The sequence below is a fragment of the Salinivibrio sp. PR5 genome, assembly GCF_001996085.1.
Taxonomy (GTDB): Bacteria; Pseudomonadota; Gammaproteobacteria; order Enterobacterales; family Vibrionaceae; genus Salinivibrio; species Salinivibrio proteolyticus.
Window position 1 is genome coordinate 28963 of sequence record NZ_MUFK01000007.1, and the last position, 19704, is coordinate 48666.

Sequence of the window (19704 nt, forward strand, 5' to 3'; positions counted from 1 at the left end):
GTTACACTTCATTTACTTAACGTAAAGAGATGTAGTCACCATGCGGTATCCTTGGGTTCTTTTTGATGCAGATGAAACACTGTTTCACTTTGATGCGTTTGCAGGACTGCAACGCATGTTTTCACACTATGATGTCGATTTCGACCAACACGCCTTTGCCGAATATTCAGAACTAAACAAACCTTTGTGGGTGCAATACCAAAATGGCGAGATAGACGCACACACGCTGCAAACCAAACGCTTTACCCACTGGGGAAAGCGGCTTAAAGTGGCACCGACAACGCTAAATCAGCACTTTTTGGATGCGATGGCCGAAATCTGTGAGCCACTCCCAGGCGCAGAAGCATTGCTAAACGCGATTCGTCCACACGCACACATTGGTATTATCACCAATGGCTTTACCGCGTTACAGGATGTCCGTTTAGAAAAAACAGGGTTCAAGCCAGCCATTTCTACTCTCGTGGTATCCGAGCAAGTCGGTTTTGCCAAACCTGATCCTCGCATCTTCGAGCATGCATTTGCAAAGATGGGCCATCCACCTAAGTCTCAAATCCTCATGGTCGGCGATAATCCAATGGCCGATGTGCTCGGTGGCATGCGCGCAGGCATAGACACATGCTGGTTGAATCGCGACAAAAAGCCCCTGCCAGAAGGCGTGACGCCCACCCACCAAGTGGACTCACTGCATGCGCTCCAAGCGTGGCTCATACCTGACAACGCCTAACCATAAAAAAAGAGAGCCAATGCTCTCTTTTTTGCTTTCCAACGATGTCTTTGCCTAGTAGGGCAAATTAGCTGCGGTCACCGGCAACAAAAGCGGCTTTTTCTGCTTGTTGGCCTTGGTCGGTATTTGCAACATAAGTCACTGAACCACTGTTTTGGTCTTGGCTGTAAATGAATACACGACCTGATTCGTCAGTCACTTTGCTGTCCATGCTTTTTGAGCTGGTTACTTTCGCGCCTTTAACGGCTTTACCTTGTTCAGTCACTGATACCCAAGCACCGCCTTCTGCAGGTTGTACGTCAAGGTTAAGACCGCTTGCCATTACTGAGGTTGATGCAAGTGTAAGTGCAAAAATAGCTGCTAATTTTTTCATGGTTGTTTCCTCTCTCGTTGTCGATTGATTGTTATTAAACGCCAATCTCGGTGACCAATTGTCACCACAATGTCTCTATTTGAAGGTTTTCTTTGCGACCTTTCGTCGCGGGACGAGAGAGAATGTACGCCGATAAAAGTGTGCTCACAATCACAGTTATGCGAATGACTTGTTCGAAAAATTGCACGTGATTTCACGATCAATCAAGCGTAGAAGATCACAGATATGTGCCTATCCTTACCTCCAAAAGTGATCTTCTTTCTCCTTTCACCCGTTTTGCCAAGAGCCACGACATTCCTGAGCAGTCACTCACTGTCATTGCTGATGATGGTTTGGTGAGGAATGATCAATCGATGAAAAGGAGAGCAACATGTTAAAACGTACCTTCACGAAATTTGCGGTGACTGCCGCCTTGATTCTAGGAATGGGAAGCGCGATGGCTGCGCACCACAAAGGCGGCCACGATATTGTGGACACAGCCGCAAAAAATGATGACTTTTCTACCCTTGTGGCCGCAGTCAAAGCTGCAGGGTTAGTGGATACCCTCAAAGGAGAAGGGCCATTTACCGTCTTTGCGCCCACCAACGCAGCATTCGCTAAACTGCCAGAGGGGACGGTCGACATGCTTCTCAAGCCCGAAAACAAGGATAAGCTTGTCGATATCCTCACCTATCACGTCGTGCCGGGTAAGGTAACCGCGGAACAAGTGATGGGTATGTCGTCCGCCACCACGGTACAAGGCAGTGACATTATGATTAAGACCTCTTATGGCAAAGTTAAAGTCGATAACGCGACCGTGACCAAAGCCGATATTATGACGTCAAACGGTGTCATTCATGTGATTGATACCGTGATCATGCCTTAGCAACCACGCTACTGAGCCTACGATTGTACAGATAGTGATTTGACCTGTGCGGTCAGTCGTCAGTGACAAAAAAGCCTGCTCCATGAGCAGGCTTTGTCGTTGGTTAGGATTTATTCGCTGACGTGAGTCAAGCCGCTTGGCTATCGCACGACTGCTGATACTTGCCGAGCAAGGCATGGTAGAAATCGTGATCGGAAAGCGTGCCAACTAATTTGCCATTTTCTACCAGTAGCACGGGTTTGTTGGTGTGATAGCGGATTTCAATCGCATCACGCATTTCGATATCAGGCGATGCCATTACAATGGTATCCGAGCTTACTTGTGATAAGTTTTCCATGTCTTTTTTCCACTCAGCCACACGCAAATGCTGTGTGCCCGCCATGGCCGACAATGCTCCCTGAGGCTCTACTGTCACCCAGATATCACGCTGATCGCACACCTTCCAACGGTTTTCAACGTGCGGCATGGTGTCAATATCTTTCATCATTGAGCGACCTTTCAGTACGTTCAACGGATTAGTGTGTGCCACAAAGTCGCGAACATAGTCCGTTTCCGGGCGCAGAACAATGTCTTCAGGCTTACCGTGCTGAATAAGCTGACCGGACTCCATGATGGCAATGTTGTTACCAATTTTCAGTGCCTCGTCCAGATCGTGGCTCACAAACAAAATCGTTTTGTTGAGTTTTTTCTGCAGCTCCAGTAGCTCGTCTTGTAGCTGAGCACGGATCAAGGGATCCAGTGCGGAAAACGGTTCATCCATCAGTAGGATGTCACTGTCCATCGCAAAAGCACGGGCCAAGCCAACACGCTGCTGCATACCGCCAGACAATTCGTGTGGATACTGATAGGCCCAATCCGCCAATCCCACCATTTCAAGTTTTTCTAATGCTTGCTTACGGCGTTCTTTTTTACTGATGCCTTTCATTTCTAGACCGAAAGCAACGTTATCCACCACGGTTAACCAAGGCATCAGAGCAAATTTTTGGAATACCATTGAGGCACGGTTAGTACGCAGATGACGCAGCGTTTGTGCATCCACACTCGCCATATCAACCATCTGGTCACCATCGCGCACTTCAAGGCTGCCACGGCTAATCGGGTTAAGACCATTCACCGCCCGTAATAAGCTCGACTTACCTGAGCCAGAGAGGCCCATCAATACGCAAATCTCACCTTCTTTTACATTAAGTGACACATTGTCCACACCCACGACTTGACCAGTTTGATCGATGATCTCTGATCGCGTTAAGCCTTTGTCGAGCAAGTCGAGTGCTGGCTGTACATTGTCACCGAAAACGACATCAAGATTTTTAATTGCGATTGCGTCCATGGTATCCCCCTTATTCATGGCCTTGGTTTGGTGCTTTACACAGGCGGTCAAGAATGATGGCTACCAATACAATCGCCAGACCCGCTTCAAAACCTTGAGAAATGTTAACAGTATTCAGTGCACGAACCACTGGCTTACCGAGGCCATCTGCCCCCACCAGAGCGGCAATAACCACCATAGACAGTGACAACATAATACATTGCGTCACACCCGTCATAATGCTTGGCAGTGCCGCAGGAAGCTCCACTTTGAACAGTAGTTTCATACGGTTAGCACCAAATGCACGGCCAGCTTCCACCAACTCCTCTGGCACACGTGTAATGCCGAGATAGGTCAAGCGAATCGGTGCTGCAATCGCAAAGATGATGGTGGAAATCAGTCCCGGTACAATCCCTAAGCCGAACAGAACCAGCGTTGGAATCAAATATACAAAAGGCGGTACCGTCTGCATTAAGTCCAAGAGTGGACGCATGATGGTATACGCTAAGGGCCGGTGAGCAGCCATTATCCCAAGCGGTATGCCAATTAATACGGAAATCGTTGTCGCGGCAAACACCAGAACAAAGGTTTCCAGCATCTCTTGCCAGTAGCCCAGGTTGAGGATCAACAAGAGCGCACTCACAACAAAGATCACGATGGAAATTCGACGCTGCAGGTACCACGCTAACGCAGCTGTCATGATGATAGGCATTGCAGGTGGCATCCATTTAAAGATGTCGACCAAAAACATGATGCTGGTATCTAAACCAATCGAGATGGCATCAAAGAAGCCCGCGGCGTTCATGGTTAACCAGTCAACGCCATTTTCCATCCATTGACCGAGTGGGATCTTGTTATCTGTAATAATATTCACAATAAAACCTTAGGGGGCGGCGATTAAACCGCCCTCTCCTTCTACACTTTTTTGTTACGCTTCAGTCTTTTTAAGATATTCAGTCACAGCTTCTACGGCATTTTTACCGTCTAGTGTGGTGATACCATCTAGCCACTTGTTCAACACACTTGGGTTGTTACGTAGCCATTCGCGCGCTGCAATCTCTGGTTTCTCGCCGTCATTCAGGATTTTGCCCATCATTTCGTTTTCCATCTTGAGGCTAAACTCAAGCTGCTCGAGCATTTGACCCACATTCGAACATTGCTCGACATAGCCACTACGAACATTGGTATGAACCGTGGCACCGCCGTAGTTAGGGCCGAAGTAGTCATCTGCACCAGACAGATACTTCATATCAAAGTTGCTATTCATTGGGTGTGGGGCCCAACCTAGGAAAGCAACCCATTTGTCGCGGCGAACGGCACGCGAAACCTGTGACACCATGCCCGCTTCGCTTGATTCGATCAGGCGGAAATCTCCCAGATTGAAATCATTAGTATCAATCATTTTTTGGATTTGACGGTTACCGTCGTTACCAGGCTCGATGCCATAAATGCGTGAGTCGAATTTGTCAGCGTATTCCGCGATATCTGAAACACTGGTCACGCCTGCTTCGTAGACGTACTTAGGTACGGCAAGCGTGTATTTAGCGCCAGTCAGGTTGGCACGAACACTATCGATCGAGCCTTCATCTAGATATTTTTTAATATCGCCCGTTTGGGTTGGCATCCAGTTACCGAGGAATACGTCGATGTCGCCCGACGCCAGAGATGAAAAAGTTACAGGCAGTGACAGCAAGTCTGTCTCTGTTTTGTAGCCCATGCCTTTTAGCACTTCTGTGGTGATGGCTGTGGTTGAGGTCACGTCCGTCCAACCGATATCCGAGAAACGTACCGTCTCACATTGGTTGGCAGCAGCGCTAAACGCCACCATAGAGCTCAGGCCAACCGCGGTCATCAGGGTTTTGGTGGTCTTACGTTTGTTCATTGACATCTTGGATTCCTTGTAATGCTTACTGATTAGTTTCCAGTGAAGGCGCACCTTCGGTGGCTTTCTCACTTTGCGCGTTCTGATTGCGTTGCTTCTGCTGCCACTCTGCCGCAATCCATACTGGCACCTGCTCAGCAGGCAAGAGTGGCTTGTCGAGAATCATGTCAGCGGCGCGCTCCGCTACCATGATGGTTGGGGCATTCAAGTTGCCATTTGGAATGGTGGGGAAAATCGATGAATCCACCACGCGCAAACCTTGAATCCCTCGAACACGGCACTGCTCATCGAGTACCGCCATCGAATCGTTGTCTGCACCCATTTTGCAGGTACACGATGGGTGATACGCACTTTCCACGTTCTCTTTCACCCAACGATCAATCGCTTCGTCTGTGGTGACATCACGACCCGGTTGAATCTCTTCACCACGGAAGGGGTCCATAGCACTTTGATCCATGATTTCACGGGTCAAACGAATGGTGTCGCGCCAGTCTTGGCGATCTTGTTCGGTAGTAATGTAATTAAACAGGATCGACGGTTTATCTTGCGGATCCGCTGACTTGATACGCACATGGCCGCGGCTTTCAGGCTTGTTTGGGCCCACATGGACTTGAAAACCATGCCCATCAAACGCCGCTTTACCGTCGTAACGCATCGCTGCAGGTAAAAAGTGGTACTGGATATTTGGCCACTTCAACCCTTTGCGTGAACGGATAAAGGCACATGATTCAAAATGGTTGGTGGCACCCAAGCCTTTACGGGTCAAGATCCACTCAGTACCGATCATTCCCTTGCTAATTAACCCCAGCTTGCTGTTGAGCGTAATCGGCGCTTTACAATGGAATTGGAAGTAAACTTCGAGGTGGTCTTGCAGGTTTTCACCCACACCCGGCAACTCATGCTTGACGTCAACACCGGCATTTTCCAGTACGTCACGCGCACCAATGCCTGAAAGTTGCAGCAGTTGCGGTGAGCCCACTGATCCCGCGCTGGAAATGACTTCTTTGTCTGCCATCACGCGTTCAATTTTGCCGCCTTTTTCAAATTCCACACCTACCGCACGTTTGCCTTCCAGCAAAACGCGACGAGTCACAACACCCTTTTTCAAGGTCAGATTGCTGCGCTTCAGCGCGCGACGTAGGTAGGCATTTGACGTTGAAGCGCGCACACCCTTATCAACCGTCATATGCATCGGCCCAAAGCCTTCTTGCTGATAACCGTTGTAATCTTTGGTTTCTGGATAGCCTGCTTCGACACCCGCATCAATAAAGGCTTGATAAAGCGGGTTGAGTTTCATGTCGTTACCGTTACACGTACCGACAGGGCCCTGACCACCACGGTAAGTATCTTCACCGCCTGACCAGCTTTCTGCACGCTTGAAGTAAGGCAAGCAGCTAGCGTAATCCCAGCCATTGGCACCGTGCTCAACCCATTCTTCGAAATCGCAAGCGTGACCACGCACATAGACCATGCCATTAATAGATGAACTACCACCCAGCACTTTACCGCGTGGGCAATGTAGCTGACGGCCATCCAAGCCTGGCTCAGGCAAAGACTCAAACTGCCAAGCATAGCGTTTGGTATTCATGGGATAAGACAGCGCCGTAGGCATCTGAATAAAAATGCTTTTATCGGTGCCACCGGCTTCAAGCAATAGCACTTGATGTTCGCCGGACTCGGTGAGCCGATCCGCCAGCACACAGCCGGCCGAACCCGCGCCGACGATAATATAATCGTAGCGTTGTGACATATTGGTCGCTCCGTTAACTGAGGTTAGGCGTATGGGCTAGCGAAATCGCCTAGCTCAATCAGTACACTCTTGGTTTGGGTATAGTGAGTCAGGGTCTCGACACCATTCTCACGGCCGATGCCTGATTGCTTGTAGCCACCGACAGGCATTTCTGCTGGCGAATCACCCCAGGTGTTCACCCAACAAATACCGGCTTCAAGCTGATGGATCACGCGATGCGCACGCGACAGGTTTTGGGTAAAGATGCCCGCAGCCAACCCATAATGGGTATTGTTGGCACGACGAATGACCTCTTCCTCGTCTGAGAAACGCAACACTGACATAACAGGGCCAAAGATCTCGTCGCGCACATGCGCCATGCTGTCATCACAATCGGTGAAGATGGTCGGGGCCACAAAGTTACCTTTGTCGAGGCCATTCTCCATTAAGCGTTCGCCGCCGGTTAGCAGGGTGGCACCACTTGCTTTCGCGCCTTGAATGGCCGTCATCACTTTTTCAAGATGCTCGGTTGAAATCAATGCACCAACTTGGGTGTTCATATCCATTGGATCGCCGACGACCAGTTTCTCGGTGCGCGATTTCAGCTGCTCGACAAACGCGTCATAAATGCTGTCGTGAACAAAGACACGGGTACCGTGTGTACATACCTCACCTTGGGTATAGAAGTTGGCGACCATAGCCGCAGATACCGCATTGTCTAAATCCGCATCATCAAACACGATACACGGTGACTTACCACCCAGTTCCATGGTGACTGATTTCAGGGTCTTCGCGGCATCACCCATCACGGTCTTACCGGTACCGACTTCACCGGTGAAAGAAACTTTGGCAATCTCTGGGTGTGCTGTCAGCATTTGGCCAACACGATAATCACCTTGCACCACATTGAATACGCCGTCAGGCATACCGGCCTCAGTGAAGATCTCTGCCAACTTAAGGGCTGTAAGCGGGGTTTCTTCCGATGGCTTGAATACCATGGCATTGCCTGCCGCCAATGCTGGCGCTGATTTCCACATCGCAATTTGAATCGGATAGTTCCACGCACCAATGCCTGCACACACGCCAAGTGGCTCACGACGGGTGTAGAAGAATTGGTTGTCAGACAGCGGTTGCTGCTCACCTTGCATGGATGGCACCAGATTGGCGAAATATTCAATCGCATCAGCACCGGTTACCACATCAACCTCAATCGCTTCTTGCAACGGCTTACCCGTATCAAGGACTTCCAGTTTCGCCAGTTCATCATTGCGCTCACGCAACAAAGCAACCGCCTTCAATAGAATTCGGCTACGCTCCATCGCGGTCATGCGAGACCAAACGGCAAAGCCTTCTTTTGCGGCATCAATCGCTTTCTGCACATCGTCTGCAGAAGCTTGGCCGATCTGTGCCAGTGTTTCACCCGTTGCAGGGTTCACGGTGGCAAAGTATTCACCACTGGATACGTCAGTTAACTGACCATTAATAAAAAGCGTTTTCGCGTCCATGATTAATCCTGAATTCTTTTCTGTTCGTGTGTGCATGTCAGCTGCTATCCCGGGTTAGCCCTGAGGACGACCATAAAAGGTCAGTTGCTTATCTAAATAGTCATTGATAATGGTGCGAGCGTTATTGGCATCAATACCTTTAGGGTTCAATGCACCGCGCAACCAAATACCATCAATCAATGCTGCAATCCCCTGAGCAACCATGACAGCCTGCTCGACCGGCAATAGCGCTTTAAGCTCAATACGCAAATGCGACAGCAAGCGCTTCTCGTTCACGCGCTGTAAACGATGTAACTCATTGTCATGCATGGCATATGACCWGAACGCGAGCCAAGTTTTCACCACATCGGATTGGGCCTGAAAACCTTCAAAGTTCGCGTTAATGATCGCATTAATACGCGCTTGGTGGTGATGACGAGGGATCCCACGCAACGTGTTAATGACAGTGGCTGAAAGCTCGCGCAATACCACGCGCATTGTTTCTTCCAGCAAACCATGCTTACCACCAAAATAGTGGTTGATAATGCCTGTTGATACGCCGGCTTCCTTACTAATCAAAGAGATACTTGCCGCATGTAGACCAACGCGACCAATCACAGTCATGGTGGCTTTAACGAGCTGCGGTTTACGTACTTCCGGCATCCCTACCTTAGGCATTGTTGCTCCCATTCGTTTTTAATTGAACGATTAGTTAAATATAATCTTACACGCTAATATTTAGATCTCAAATAGATTTTTTAACCAAATCGCTACACGACCAACCCTCAAAAAACAGAAACATACAACTACAACAATGATTTAGGTCAATTTCAAAAAGGTTTGTTCCAGATCAAATCTTTTGTGCTGATAGCAGTATTTGTGAACAAATCGGTCGAAATTCCACCACAAAGCTATGGTGGCGCAGGAAATAGTAAGGGGAATAAGGATTCATTTTCACTCAATGCTGGCCGAAACCAACCGCGAGTCAAGGATTCAAAACACGCTCAACGCTGAGCCAAAAATGCGAAAATGAGCGACAAAACGCACAATTTAACCGACGTTATCTACAAAAAGAGGGGGAACGCCAGTCTGAAAGCACGCATCAGCTGATCACAAACCATGATGGGCCACTCCAGCTAGAGCGTCGAGAAGCACAAACTATAACGAGATATAACCTTTCGCTCGACAAATATTTAGGGCCCGAAAGATTGCACAAAAAGGCTGGTTGTCGCTAACCGTTTTATCGTGACGGGCATACCATCGCTATCACACTCAAACGCCGAGCAAAAAAAAGCCCAGCGTCTATCGCTGGGCTCATCGATTAGGGGTGTGTTACGTATGGCTTACTCGTAGTTAAGCTCGGTGGCTTTTCCTGAGAAGACACGGTACACAAAGAGGGTGTATAAGAAGATCATCGGTAGCACGAACATCGCACCGTAACCGACAATCAACAGGGTACCAGTGGCACTCGCCGCCTCTTTCGCCGTCATCACGCCGGGGATAATGTCAGGGAAGAAGCTGTATGCTAAGCCAAAGAAGCTCATTGCAAACAAAATGATCGCGCCAATGAATGGGAACTGATAACCCACATCATTTTCGACCGGCACGTGGCGCAGATAGCGGTCTACCAGCAACATAATGGCAAGACACACCAGTGGCACGGGTGCCAGTAATAAAATCTCAGGGAAGCCAAACCAACGCTCGGCTACTGTCTCACTCACCAGCGGATTGACAATACTGATAGCTAATACGCCAAGCGCCGCAAGCCAGCCACCGCGGCGAGACCATTTCGCCGCGCGCTTTTGCAAGTCCCCTTCCGTTTTCATCACCAGCCAAGTCCCACCAATATAGATGTAGGCGGCGGTCACACAGAGGCCACTTAACAGTGCAAACAAATATGCACCTGTGCTGTCATCAAACGCCAGTACATAGCGGCCAATCATGTAGCCTTGTGTCATCGACGCGATAAACGAGCCCGCTTTAAAGCAGCGATCCCAAAGGTCTTTGCGCTCTGGTTTCACTTTGGCACGAAAATCAAACGACACACCACGTAGAATAAGACCCGCCAGCATCACGGACGTAGGCAAATACAACTCGGTCAAAATCATGCTGTGTGCCGCAGGGAAGGCAATCAACAACAAACCTACCGCCAGTACCAACCACGTCTCGTTCGCATCCCAGAATGGGCCAATCGATGCAATCATACGGTCTCGCTGCGCTTGGTTGCAGCTCGGCAACAGCATCCCCACTCCAAGGTCGTAGCCATCGAGCACGGCATACATAAATACCGAGAAGCCAAACAGCAGCAGATAAATTTCAGGCAGATAAGGAGTTATGCTCATGCGTTCACCTCTTTATTCGGCTGAGCGTGGTTGTCTGACTGGTACTCGGGCAGACGTTTTTTGGCTAAGAAGAACAAGGTACGGATATACGCCACCATCAACACCGCGTAGAGCGTAAGGTAGATAGTTAACGTAATGCCGACATGCGAGCTTGCCACGGGTGTCACCGCATCCGCGGTTTTTAGCACCCCCTGAACCAGCCAAGGCTGACGACCGATCTCTGTGACATACCAGCCTGAAAGCGTGGCTACCCAGCCCGAGAATGTCATGGCGACTAGGCCCATCAGATGCCACTTCGGCATCGGTTGATTACGCCATACGCGATAAGCGGTAAACCAGCTCACCACCAGCATAAGCACACCCACTCCGACCATAATGCGGAAGCCGAAGAACAATGGCTTCACCGGCGGATGATACTCAAAGCTTTCTAAGCCTTTGATCTCACCGTCGAGTTTGTGAGTCAAAATTAGGCTTGCCAGATTCGGGATCCCCACTTCAAAGTCGTTAGAGCGTGTTTCTTCGTTTGGTACCGCAAACAGCAGCAAAGGCGCGCCCTGCTCGGTTTCCCACACACCTTCCATCGCCGCGATTTTTTGTGGCTGATGCTCGAGTGTGTTTAGGCCGTGCATGTCACCAACAAGCACCTGCAATGGGATCAGAATTGCTGCAGCGGTAATACCTACTTTTAAAGGCTTGTCTGATACGCCTGAGGTCGGTGACTTTAATTTCTGATAAGCAGAGATCCCCGCGATTAAGAAAGAAGCGGTCAAACCAGACGCTAATAACATATGGCTTAAGCGATACGGCATCGACGGATTGAAAATCACTTCAAGCCAGCTGGTTGGATGCACCACACCATCAATGATTTCAAAACCGATTGGGGTATGCATCCAGCTATTGAGCACCAAAATCCAGAATGCAGAAATGGTGGTACCAATCGCCACGAGCAGGGTTGCGAGGGTATGAACCCAATTCGGCACACGGTTCTTACCAAACAACATAATGCCAAGGAAGGTGGCTTCCATGAAAAATGCCGTCATCACTTCATAACCCAATAATGGGCCAGCGATGTTGCCGACTTTCTCCATAAATCCGGGCCAGTTGGTCCCGAATTGGAAGCTCATCGTGATGCCGGACACTACGCCCAGCGCGAAGGTCAACGCAAACACTTTGACCCAGAAATAGTAGGTATCTAGCCAGATCTGCTCACCAGTACGGTTGTATCTGAACTTGAAAAACACCAGCATCCACCCTAAGGCGATCGTTATAGTGGGAAAAAGGATGTGAAAGCTGATGTTGGCCGCAAATTGGATCCGCGACAACATTAAGGTATCTAACATGACATTACCCTCAGGAGTTTAACTGCCCGATTGTTCGTTGGACTTACTGTGAAACAACTTGCCAGACAGCTCGAGAAGCTTGCCGACACTGCTGCCCAGTTTCATCAGGTTCTTCAAATGCTCAGGTTTCATTTGCTGAACATCGTCAAACCAATGGTTAAACAGCTCGAGAAGATCGTGGATCTCATGCAACTGCTTAACCGAATGACTCTCAGCGTCATCTTCACTTCGCATAAAGTGTGCACGCAGCATAGATAAGGTGGGATCCACCTCTCGCTTCTTCCTCTCCGCGAGTACCTGCTGCGCCAACTCCCAGATGGTGCCGTTAGGCACAAAGTAATCCTTTCTATCTCCGGGGGTACGCTGTGAGCGAATCAAGTTCCAGCCGTGCAATTCTTTGGTTGCCATGCTGACATTGCCACGAGATATATTGAGCGCCGACACAATATCATCGGCACTTAACGGTTTTTCACTCAACACAATCAGTGCCAGCATTTCGCCGACCGAGCGGTTAAATCCCCACCGACTTCCCATTTCGCCGAAATGCATCACCACATTTCTTAGCTCTTGCGACAGCTCCATCTTGATCTCCCTCACAGTGCTTCTGGGGAATGATACGGAGTTTCTTTGCTGAGGATCAATGAATATTTCGAATTTTCAAAAATTATTGAAAATAAAAAAGTCGATTTGTAACAAGGAATGAAGGATAGTTGTGAATACGTTACATTTGCGGGAAGGTGAATCGACTAAGACTGCATAGGTTAAGCGCTTTCGCCGCACAGCGAAAGAGCGATGACATACTCAGATACATATTTGATAGATTTATAAACAACGGTAGTCATTTGAATCACCAACAAATAAGGTATCTATCATTATGAGCGATGAATAATTTTCTGGAAAAACTGCGCCTAGCCTTACTCGGACATCTACACTTTTACGAGCATATGTGGAGTCTATAAAAAGGTAATGACTCCGCGGGTTTGGACAACGGGAAGTAAGTAGTTATGTTCAAAAAGACTCAACGCGCGCTAGACGCTTGCCAGAAAGAAAACGCAGAGCTTCAAGCGGAGCTTAATGCTCTCCAACAATACATTGCCTCAATTTTATTTACGCCAGACGGGACGGTCATCGATGTGAATGATCGTTTACTTGCCATTATCGGTTACCAGCGAGACGAGGTAATCGGTCAGCATCACCGCGCAGTCTGTTTTGAGGACACGGCAAACTCGTCAGAATATCGCCAATTCTGGCAAGCACTGGCGCAAGGAAAATCTCAGCAAGGCGTGTTTAGACGCCGCCACAAAGAGGGGCATGAAATCTGGATGGAAGCGACCTATGTGCCCATCAAAGATGAAAATGGGAAAGTCACCAAGATACGTAAACTTGCCGCTGACGTTACCCAGCGATACCAACAATCAAAGCGTCAAGACGCAATATTAGAAGCCATCGATCGCTCATTGGCTGTAATAGAATTTGAACCCGATGGCACCATCATTCGCGCCAACAAAAATTTTCTTTGTACGGTCCACTATAAAGACAGTGAGATTATCGGTCAGCATCACCGTATTTTTTGCGACCAAGACTTCTACGATGAGCTCCCCCACTTTTGGCAATCACTGGCAGACGGTCAATTCACCGCAGGACAATATTTACGCCGCGATAAATACGGCAATGAGGTATGGCTAGAAGCCACGTACAACCCTGTGTTCGATGCCAATGGACGAGTAGTGAAAGTGATTAAATTTGCTACTAACATCACAGATACCGTCAAGAAAAATCAGGCTGTGAATCATGCAGCTGAACTGGCTCAAGCGTCGTCTGAGCAAACGCTAAAAGACAGTGAAAGCGGTAGCGTGCTATTGCAAGAAGCGGTGCAGCTATCGCAAAACGTTTCTGAACAAGCAATAGAAGCCTCCAACCAGGTCAATCAGCTGAACCAACATGCGCAAAGCATTGAAAACATCGTCACCACCATCAAACAAATTGCCGAGCAAACCAATTTGCTCGCATTGAATGCCGCTATTGAGGCTGCTCGAGCCGGTGAACAGGGACGTGGTTTTGCGGTCGTGGCAGATGAAGTACGCGGTTTATCACAGCGAACCAGTAAATCGACCACCGAAATCGCGGATGTGGTTGATGAAAACCTGCAACTGATTAAGGGGGTCAGTGAGGCGATGGAAAGAGTAAGTGAACAGTCCACGCTCGGACAAGAAAAAGTCACGGCGGTGGATGAAGTGATGAAAGATATCCATGCCGGTGCGCAAGAAGTCTCGGATACGGTTCGAGGACTGACTCACTGAATAAAATACACATCGTCAACGGCCGTATAGATAACTAATAACCTAACACCGAGCCATTGGATTATGCGTCAACAATCAGATGAGATTAGCGTGCCAGATATACCTTGCCAGCCATCGTCCGAGTTACGACTATCGGAGCTCATTGTCGCGCTAAGTACGGCGCTCGACATGACCGAAGGTCAACCTCCCGAGCACTGTATGCGTTGTGCTTGGATGGGCATGAAGCTGGCCGATGCGCTCGATTTTTCGCCCCAGCAGCGTCACGATCTTTTCTATGCCTTGCTGTTAAAAGATGCGGGGTGCAGTAGCAATGCCGCACGGATCTGCGAGCTTTATCTCACTAACGATTTATCCTTTAAGAAACGCTATAAAATTGTCGATGGCAGTTTATCTAGCGTGCTCAATTTCGTGCTCAAAAATACCGGTGTTAAACGGAGCTTCATGGAAAAGCTTTCCACGACGTTAGATATCATACGAAACGGGGATATGTATGCCCAAGAGCTGATTGAAACCCGTTGTACGCGTGGTGCAGAAATCGTGCGTGAACTAAGGTTTAGCGAGGCAGTTGCCAACGCGGTTTACGCTCTAGACGAACACTATGATGGAGGCGGACGCCCTGACGGTTTACGCGGTGACGCGATCCCTCTTTATGCACGTATCGCTTTGATGACCCAAGTTATTGATGTTTTCCGCACCGAATCCGGCATTGAAGCGGCACTACAAGAAATCAAAGCGCGGCGAGGAACTTGGTTTGACCCCCACCTCGTGGATACATTTATCGAATGCGCTAACGCCCCCCACTTTTGGCAGCACCTTGATGCCTCCCAACTGAGAGAACACGTTCTATCGATGGCTCCTGCTACCGCAACGGTGTGGGTGGATGACAACTACCTTGATGCGATAGCCGCTGCCTTTGGCCGTATTGTCGATGCCAAGAGCCCGTTCACGTCCGGCCATAGCGAGCGAGTAGCTGTGTATGCAAGCTTGATCGCAGACGAGCTTGGCGTGAGCGAGCAGGACAAAAAGTGGCTCAAGCGCGGCGCGTTGCTCCATGACGTCGGTAAACTGGGTGTTAGCAACGATATTCTTGATAAACCCGGTAAACTTGACGACGACGAGTGGGAGCAGGTCAAGCAACATGCCGCATTGAGTAAAACGATTCTCTCGAAGATCCAGCAATTCCACGATCTCGCCCAATTCGCGAGCGCGCACCATGAGAAGCTCGATGGTACCGGTTACCCCGATGGAGTACAGGGCGAGGATATATCACTTCTAACACGCATCATTACTACCGCGGATATATTCGACGCCATCACTGCAGAGCGGCCGTATCGTGGTCCTATTCCCGTGGATAAGGCGCTGAGTATCATGCGCGAAGAGGTGGATACGGCAATCGACCAACGGTGTTTGGATGCGCTCATTGCTGGACTCGATACCCTGCCCGATCACTTTATGGTCCACGACGCTACGTCGATCACATCATAGGCACGCCCTATCAGCTATATAGGTTTAACCCATTTTCTTTTTTGATATCGGGTAGTTATCCTATTTCCATCATTTGAAGCGACACCGTTTCCAGTGCTTGGCGTTTGCTATCTGTAGACGTCAAACACATTGATTTTGCCACTAAGGAGGCATTAGATGAGTAAACAAGCAGCATTGATTGGACTAGACAGCAGCAAAGCCGCCGAGCTAGGCGCGCGTTTGGACACACTATTGGCGAACTATCAAGTGCTTTACACCAATGTGCGTGGCTTTCACTGGAACATCAAAGGTAACGACTTTTTCGAATTGCACACTAAATTTGAAGAAATTTACACCGATCTTCAAACCAAGATTGATGAAGTCGCTGAACGTATTCTCACTATCGGTGGTACTGCTGAGCACCGCTTTAGCGAGTATTTGAAAGTCAGTGAGATCAAAGAGCACGATCCTGAAGCGAATGGCCAAGCTGGTGTCCGCGCACTGGTTGAAGGCTTCAGTGTTTTGATCGCCCTGCAGCGCGACATCATGAACCTTGCTGGTGATGCAGGCGATGAAGGGACATCTGCGCTAATGAGTGATTACATCCGCGAGCAGGAAAAACTGATGTGGATGCTCAACGCTTACTTAAACTAATCATGAATCAGTACGATTTAGTATAGCCCGCGTGAATGCGGGCTTTTTTATATACTGTTAGCGCACCTTAACCCTACTCAGACACAGACCAAACCACTTGCGTTCCATCACTCAACTGCGCCACCAAGCCTTTTGCGGGCACAGTGATATCCGACATACCGACTGGTTGGTCGGTAACGTTTGTGGTTAGCAGTGAATATCAGCAGGAGGCCTAATTACTCCATAGTACCGCCCGGACTGAGTGGTAACGCTATCCATTCGATATACCTCACTTTGATCGCCCCTTGATATTCAAAATGGCTGACAGTTGCACTTAAATGTGCAGTGTCAGAAGGCGATGTTAACGGAAGTTTAACCACAGCAGATGAAGTTGAACTTTTCGTGCCTTCAAACAGGTTGATGGGTGTCTGCTCTATCCAACGATACTCGTTGTCAAGCCATAACCAGTTTGCCGCTGCCGCTAAGCAATTTGACGGTGTTTGAGGTAAATCCACGATTAACTTTTGGTCAGGGTAGTCTGTCAATTGAATCCAAGGCCGACGCGGCATTCCATAAATGACCAAGCTATAACGATGTCCCCCCGTTCTTAATTCATAAATACCAGGGGTAATTGGAGTAAATAACTGCCCTGACTCTATTTCTTGATACCCTTTGTTAGCATCTAAGTTCTCACTGAGCACAACCTCTCCTGCTGGGTTAGTGACTGTCAGTAAGGTGTCATGTTCGATCTGTTGAGCGGAGATTTTGATCTCATAACCAATACTTGACGTCCCTGACCATCGCACAAAAGAGATGGTCAAACCATGAGGGATCCCTTTGCCGTTAGGTTTGGTCAAACGCTGTCCGCAATCAGTTTGATTAATAATGGCGTGTTTTAGTGCCGCCCAGTGCGACTCGTCAACGGGCGCTTGCGTCAGCGCAAACATCAACTCTTGCCAAGCCAATGTGGGCTGTTCGACCAACAGCGCCTGATAAGCCTCGCGCATGGGCGTGTCCATAAACCAAGATTGTTCAGCCTGCGCGCTGATACTAGTCAAGCCCCAAAGGGCTGCGATACCGATACGGTGCCACATCATTGTGCTATCAACCTATACCCCACCCCACGGTGAGTTTCGATGGCAAGATCAGGGAGTTTTTGCCGTAAACGCAAGACATGATTATCCACGGTTCGAGTTGTCGGAAAGGCTTGATAACCCCAGATTTTATTAAGCAGCTCCTCGCGGTGAAACACCCGACCTTGGTTTTGTAAAAGCAACAATAATAAATCAAACTCTTTGGGTTTTAGCGTGACCGCTTCATTTTGCCAATATACCGCGCGTGAACCGGGCTCGACCTTGATGCTGCCATACAGCAGTTGACTCTCTCCTAAGGGACGAAGCTGGGCATAAATACGGGCCAACAGTTCCTGATGTGCAAATGGCTTGACCACATAGTCTTTAGCGCCCGCCATCAAACCTTCAACCCGTTGCTCCACTTCAATTTTAGCGGTTAATACAATGACAGGTAACGCTTTCAATGCCAGCCAAGTAGGGAGATGCGCCAAGCTGTCGCCGTCTGCCAATTGACGATCCAAGATCACTAAGTCCGCGTGATACCAATGCTTCTCAACCTTTGCGCTTTCCATCAACCAAGTACAGTTAAAACCTTGCGTTTCTAAAAACTGACGTAGGCCCTCACCCAATAATTTATCGTCTTCAATCAATAATAAGTGGCTCATTGGGGTAACTCCAAGATACAGCAAGTCGGATGCCGTTTTATCAATAGCTTTCCGCCCATTTGACGCATTAAACGCGCCACCAAGAACAATCCAATGCCCATATTGTGTTCCGAGGTTGGCGCTTGACAGCGCCGCCATAATCGCTGCCACCATGACGGAAACACGCCATCATCGTAAACACAAACACGGACACGTTTTCCCACACACACACGAATCCATACGGTTTCCCCACCATGTTGGTGCGCGTTTTTAATCAAGTTTTCCAAGCAAATCGATAACCAATAGAAGGGTAACGTCAGCGTGCGATCGTCCTCGAGGGTATAGTCAATATCAAAGGGGTCACACACGTGATCGAGCCAATCAGACAGCGATGCCGTTTGAGTCTTAAACTGTTCACTCTTATCCGTACTCAAGTAGCCTTTGCTGGTTTCGGTCAATTGACTCAACCTTTGATGATCAGCCAACAATCGCCACAATACATCTTGCGCATCTTCGCTGAGTTGGTCGAATTGATTGCGCAGCATTTCGACGGTTAACCCCAAGCTGGCAATTGGCGTGCGTAACTCATGCGTTAGCAGTTGAAGTATAAATTGTCGCTCTCGACGCTGTTGATAACGATCATACACACTACGCGCCAGCCCGATCACTAAAGCAATACAGACCAGCACGAGTATCGCGGTAAATACACCTTGATAAGCCGGGTGAAGTTGGTTGCAAATATTGCCATAGCGATAGTCACAGCCGGTCGACTCAGTCGACAAACTGAGTCGATAACGTTCTGCAATCGGCGACCACACAGATTGAGGCAATACCTTCCACCCCAATTCGCCATTCAACCACAACTGGTGATTATCTAGATAGGCACGATAGCCACTCAGTAACGCGTCACGCCCTTGCGCACTTAGGTCACTCAATGACTGGTGTAGGGGATGCTGTGCGTTATCGAGTGTCAGCCGTTGGATAATTTCAGGTGGCGGCGATGCCATCGGATAGGCGGCAAGATAACGGTCCGCATAACTGCCTCCCGCCGGGTGCAGTAACGGGTTTTCCACAAACCATGCTGGCGGTAACGATTTACCGTTGCACAATGCGAGTTCAAAGCGCTGCGCAATCAATAACTGAGGGTCTACAATGCGGGGGTTGGCTTGACACCGCTGCGTCACCTGATGCAGTGCAACCAGATCTTGCCAGTCAAAATGGGTAAAGTCAGGGTATTGCGCTTGGCTTTGCAGCAAGTTTTGCGAGTAAGCATTGAGCGAGGGCTGAGCCACCACCAATTGACCGGCCTGCCACGCTTCATCATAAAAGCCTTTGAGTTGCGTTTGCAGCTCACTAGCCGCCACTTGACTGCTTAGTAAAGCGAACAGTAACGCGGCTAACGCTCGAAAACCCAATCGATTCTCCCCAGACCTATCATTGCGACTAATGATTAAATCATAGCTAAGCGGTAAGGGGCTGTGTCACCCGAGTGTCAACATCAACGTTATCAATGAAGCGTATCGCACAAATGGATTGAAGGGT

General features: G+C 48.9%; 18 protein-coding genes. 5 read left to right on the forward strand and 13 right to left on the reverse strand.

Annotated features, from left to right (window positions below; genetic code table 11):
• The first annotated feature begins 40 nt into the window (after nucleotides 1-40).
• Entirely contained in the window at nucleotides 41-724 is a 684-nt protein-coding gene (gene yjjG / locus BZG82_RS04640; RefSeq protein ID WP_077765269.1) for a pyrimidine 5'-nucleotidase, read from the forward strand.
• A gap of 67 nt (nucleotides 725-791) precedes the next feature.
• On the opposite strand, the gene BZG82_RS04645 is transcribed toward yjjG, so the two are convergent.
• Complete coding sequence (locus BZG82_RS04645) at nucleotides 792-1097, reverse strand: hypothetical protein (protein ID WP_077765270.1); 306 nt, start codon at nucleotides 1095-1097, stop codon at nucleotides 792-794.
• Nucleotides 1098-1467: 370 nt separating this feature from the next.
• On the opposite strand from BZG82_RS04645, the gene BZG82_RS04650 reads away from it, so the two are divergent.
• On the forward strand, nucleotides 1468-1962 hold the full coding sequence (locus tag BZG82_RS04650) for a fasciclin domain-containing protein (protein WP_077661768.1): 495 nt from the start codon (nucleotides 1468-1470) through the stop codon (nucleotides 1960-1962).
• 127 nt (nucleotides 1963-2089) lie between these two features.
• Here the strand turns inward: BZG82_RS04650 and choV are convergent, their stop codons facing one another.
• The 9 genes from choV to BZG82_RS04695 all read right to left on the reverse strand — a co-directional run bounded on the left by choV (nucleotide 2090) and on the right by BZG82_RS04695 (nucleotide 12630).
• Complete coding sequence (gene choV / locus BZG82_RS04655; RefSeq protein WP_077661769.1) at nucleotides 2090-3292, reverse strand: choline ABC transporter ATP-binding protein; 1203 nt, start codon at nucleotides 3290-3292, stop codon at nucleotides 2090-2092.
• 10 nt (nucleotides 3293-3302) lie between these two features.
• On the reverse strand, nucleotides 3303-4145 hold the full coding sequence (choW, locus tag BZG82_RS04660; protein WP_069588035.1) for a choline ABC transporter permease subunit: 843 nt from the start codon (nucleotides 4143-4145) through the stop codon (nucleotides 3303-3305).
• Between the two features lie 54 nt (nucleotides 4146-4199).
• Nucleotides 4200-5159, reverse strand: a complete 960-nt coding sequence (locus BZG82_RS04665; RefSeq protein WP_077765271.1) for a choline ABC transporter substrate-binding protein — start codon at nucleotides 5157-5159, stop codon at nucleotides 4200-4202.
• A gap of 19 nt (nucleotides 5160-5178) precedes the next feature.
• Entirely contained in the window at nucleotides 5179-6903 is a 1725-nt protein-coding gene (gene betA, locus BZG82_RS04670; protein WP_077678252.1) for a choline dehydrogenase, read from the reverse strand.
• A gap of 23 nt (nucleotides 6904-6926) precedes the next feature.
• Complete coding sequence (gene betB, locus BZG82_RS04675; protein ID WP_077661772.1) at nucleotides 6927-8387, reverse strand: betaine-aldehyde dehydrogenase; 1461 nt, start codon at nucleotides 8385-8387, stop codon at nucleotides 6927-6929.
• A gap of 54 nt (nucleotides 8388-8441) precedes the next feature.
• The gene (betI, locus tag BZG82_RS04680; protein WP_077765272.1) at nucleotides 8442-9044 is read right to left on the reverse strand and encodes a transcriptional regulator BetI; all 603 of its coding nucleotides are present in this window, start codon (nucleotides 9042-9044) and stop codon (nucleotides 8442-8444) included.
• 665 nt (nucleotides 9045-9709) lie between these two features.
• Nucleotides 9710-10708, reverse strand: coding sequence for a cytochrome d ubiquinol oxidase subunit II (gene cydB / locus BZG82_RS04685; RefSeq protein ID WP_069588028.1), 999 nt, complete (start codon nucleotides 10706-10708; stop codon nucleotides 9710-9712).
• The gene (locus BZG82_RS04690) at nucleotides 10705-12048 is read right to left on the reverse strand and encodes a cytochrome ubiquinol oxidase subunit I (protein WP_077765273.1); all 1344 of its coding nucleotides are present in this window, start codon (nucleotides 12046-12048) and stop codon (nucleotides 10705-10707) included. The genes cydB and BZG82_RS04690 overlap by 4 nt, the downstream gene beginning before the upstream one ends.
• Before the next feature lie 18 nt (nucleotides 12049-12066).
• Complete coding sequence (locus BZG82_RS04695; protein ID WP_069588024.1) at nucleotides 12067-12630, reverse strand: GbsR/MarR family transcriptional regulator; 564 nt, start codon at nucleotides 12628-12630, stop codon at nucleotides 12067-12069.
• 422 nt (nucleotides 12631-13052) lie between these two features.
• Between BZG82_RS04695 and BZG82_RS16660 the strand changes: the two genes are divergently transcribed.
• The 3 genes from BZG82_RS16660 (at nucleotide 13053) to BZG82_RS04710 (ending at nucleotide 16466) form a co-directional block, all read left to right on the forward strand.
• On the forward strand, nucleotides 13053-14348 hold the full coding sequence (locus BZG82_RS16660; protein WP_077765274.1) for a methyl-accepting chemotaxis protein: 1296 nt from the start codon (nucleotides 13053-13055) through the stop codon (nucleotides 14346-14348).
• Nucleotides 14349-14516: 168 nt separating this feature from the next.
• The gene (locus tag BZG82_RS04705; RefSeq protein WP_241837345.1) at nucleotides 14517-15833 is read left to right on the forward strand and encodes an HD-GYP domain-containing protein; all 1317 of its coding nucleotides are present in this window, start codon (nucleotides 14517-14519) and stop codon (nucleotides 15831-15833) included.
• A 156-nt stretch (nucleotides 15834-15989) separates the two neighbouring features.
• Nucleotides 15990-16466 carry a Dps family protein gene (locus BZG82_RS04710; RefSeq protein WP_069588020.1) on the forward strand — a complete coding sequence of 159 codons (477 nt, stop codon included), beginning with the start codon at nucleotides 15990-15992 and terminating at the stop codon, nucleotides 16464-16466.
• Between the two features lie 215 nt (nucleotides 16467-16681).
• On the opposite strand, the gene BZG82_RS04715 is transcribed toward BZG82_RS04710, so the two are convergent.
• Genes BZG82_RS04715 through BZG82_RS04725 form a run of 3 tightly spaced genes read right to left on the reverse strand, consistent with a single transcriptional unit; the run spans nucleotide 16682 to nucleotide 19577 of the window.
• Entirely contained in the window at nucleotides 16682-17542 is an 861-nt protein-coding gene (locus BZG82_RS04715) for a DUF2861 family protein (protein ID WP_077765276.1), read from the reverse strand.
• A complete protein-coding gene (locus BZG82_RS04720) occupies nucleotides 17539-18183 on the reverse strand; it encodes a response regulator transcription factor (protein WP_077479004.1) in 645 nt (214 codons plus the stop codon). The genes BZG82_RS04715 and BZG82_RS04720 overlap by 4 nt, the downstream gene beginning before the upstream one ends.
• Nucleotides 18180-19577: an ATP-binding protein gene (locus tag BZG82_RS04725; protein WP_077765277.1), complete on the reverse strand. Its 1398-nt coding sequence runs from the start codon at nucleotides 19575-19577 to the stop codon at nucleotides 18180-18182. The genes BZG82_RS04720 and BZG82_RS04725 overlap by 4 nt, the downstream gene beginning before the upstream one ends.
• Nucleotides 19578-19704 lie beyond the last annotated feature (127 nt).

Bases quoted from the DNA above. Each gene is read 5' to 3' on its own strand.
- BZG82_RS04715 (WP_077765276.1), bottom strand. From the start codon at position 17,542: ATGATGTGGCACCGTATCGGTATCGCAGCCCTTTGGGGCTTGACTAGT.
- BZG82_RS04645 (WP_077765270.1), bottom strand. From the start codon at position 1,097: ATGAAAAAATTAGCAGCTATTTTTGCACTTACACTTGCATCAACCTCA.
- yjjG (WP_077765269.1), top strand. From the start codon at position 41: ATGCGGTATCCTTGGGTTCTTTTTGATGCAGATGAAACACTGTTTCAC.
- betA (WP_077678252.1), bottom strand. From the start codon at position 6,903: ATGTCACAACGCTACGATTATATTATCGTCGGCGCGGGTTCGGCCGGC.
- BZG82_RS04710 (WP_069588020.1), top strand. From the start codon at position 15,990: ATGAGTAAACAAGCAGCATTGATTGGACTAGACAGCAGCAAAGCCGCC.
- BZG82_RS04695 (WP_069588024.1), bottom strand. From the start codon at position 12,630: ATGGAGCTGTCGCAAGAGCTAAGAAATGTGGTGATGCATTTCGGCGAA.
- cydB (WP_069588028.1), bottom strand. From the start codon at position 10,708: ATGAGCATAACTCCTTATCTGCCTGAAATTTATCTGCTGCTGTTTGGC.
- BZG82_RS04720 (WP_077479004.1), bottom strand. From the start codon at position 18,183: ATGAGCCACTTATTATTGATTGAAGACGATAAATTATTGGGTGAGGGC.
- BZG82_RS04650 (WP_077661768.1), top strand. From the start codon at position 1,468: ATGTTAAAACGTACCTTCACGAAATTTGCGGTGACTGCCGCCTTGATT.
- BZG82_RS16660 (WP_077765274.1), top strand. From the start codon at position 13,053: ATGTTCAAAAAGACTCAACGCGCGCTAGACGCTTGCCAGAAAGAAAAC.
- BZG82_RS04705 (WP_241837345.1), top strand. From the start codon at position 14,517: ATGACCGAAGGTCAACCTCCCGAGCACTGTATGCGTTGTGCTTGGATG.
- betB (WP_077661772.1), bottom strand. From the start codon at position 8,387: ATGGACGCGAAAACGCTTTTTATTAATGGTCAGTTAACTGACGTATCC.
- BZG82_RS04690 (WP_077765273.1), bottom strand. From the start codon at position 12,048: ATGTTAGATACCTTAATGTTGTCGCGGATCCAATTTGCGGCCAACATC.
- BZG82_RS04665 (WP_077765271.1), bottom strand. From the start codon at position 5,159: ATGTCAATGAACAAACGTAAGACCACCAAAACCCTGATGACCGCGGTT.
- choV (WP_077661769.1), bottom strand. From the start codon at position 3,292: ATGGACGCAATCGCAATTAAAAATCTTGATGTCGTTTTCGGTGACAAT.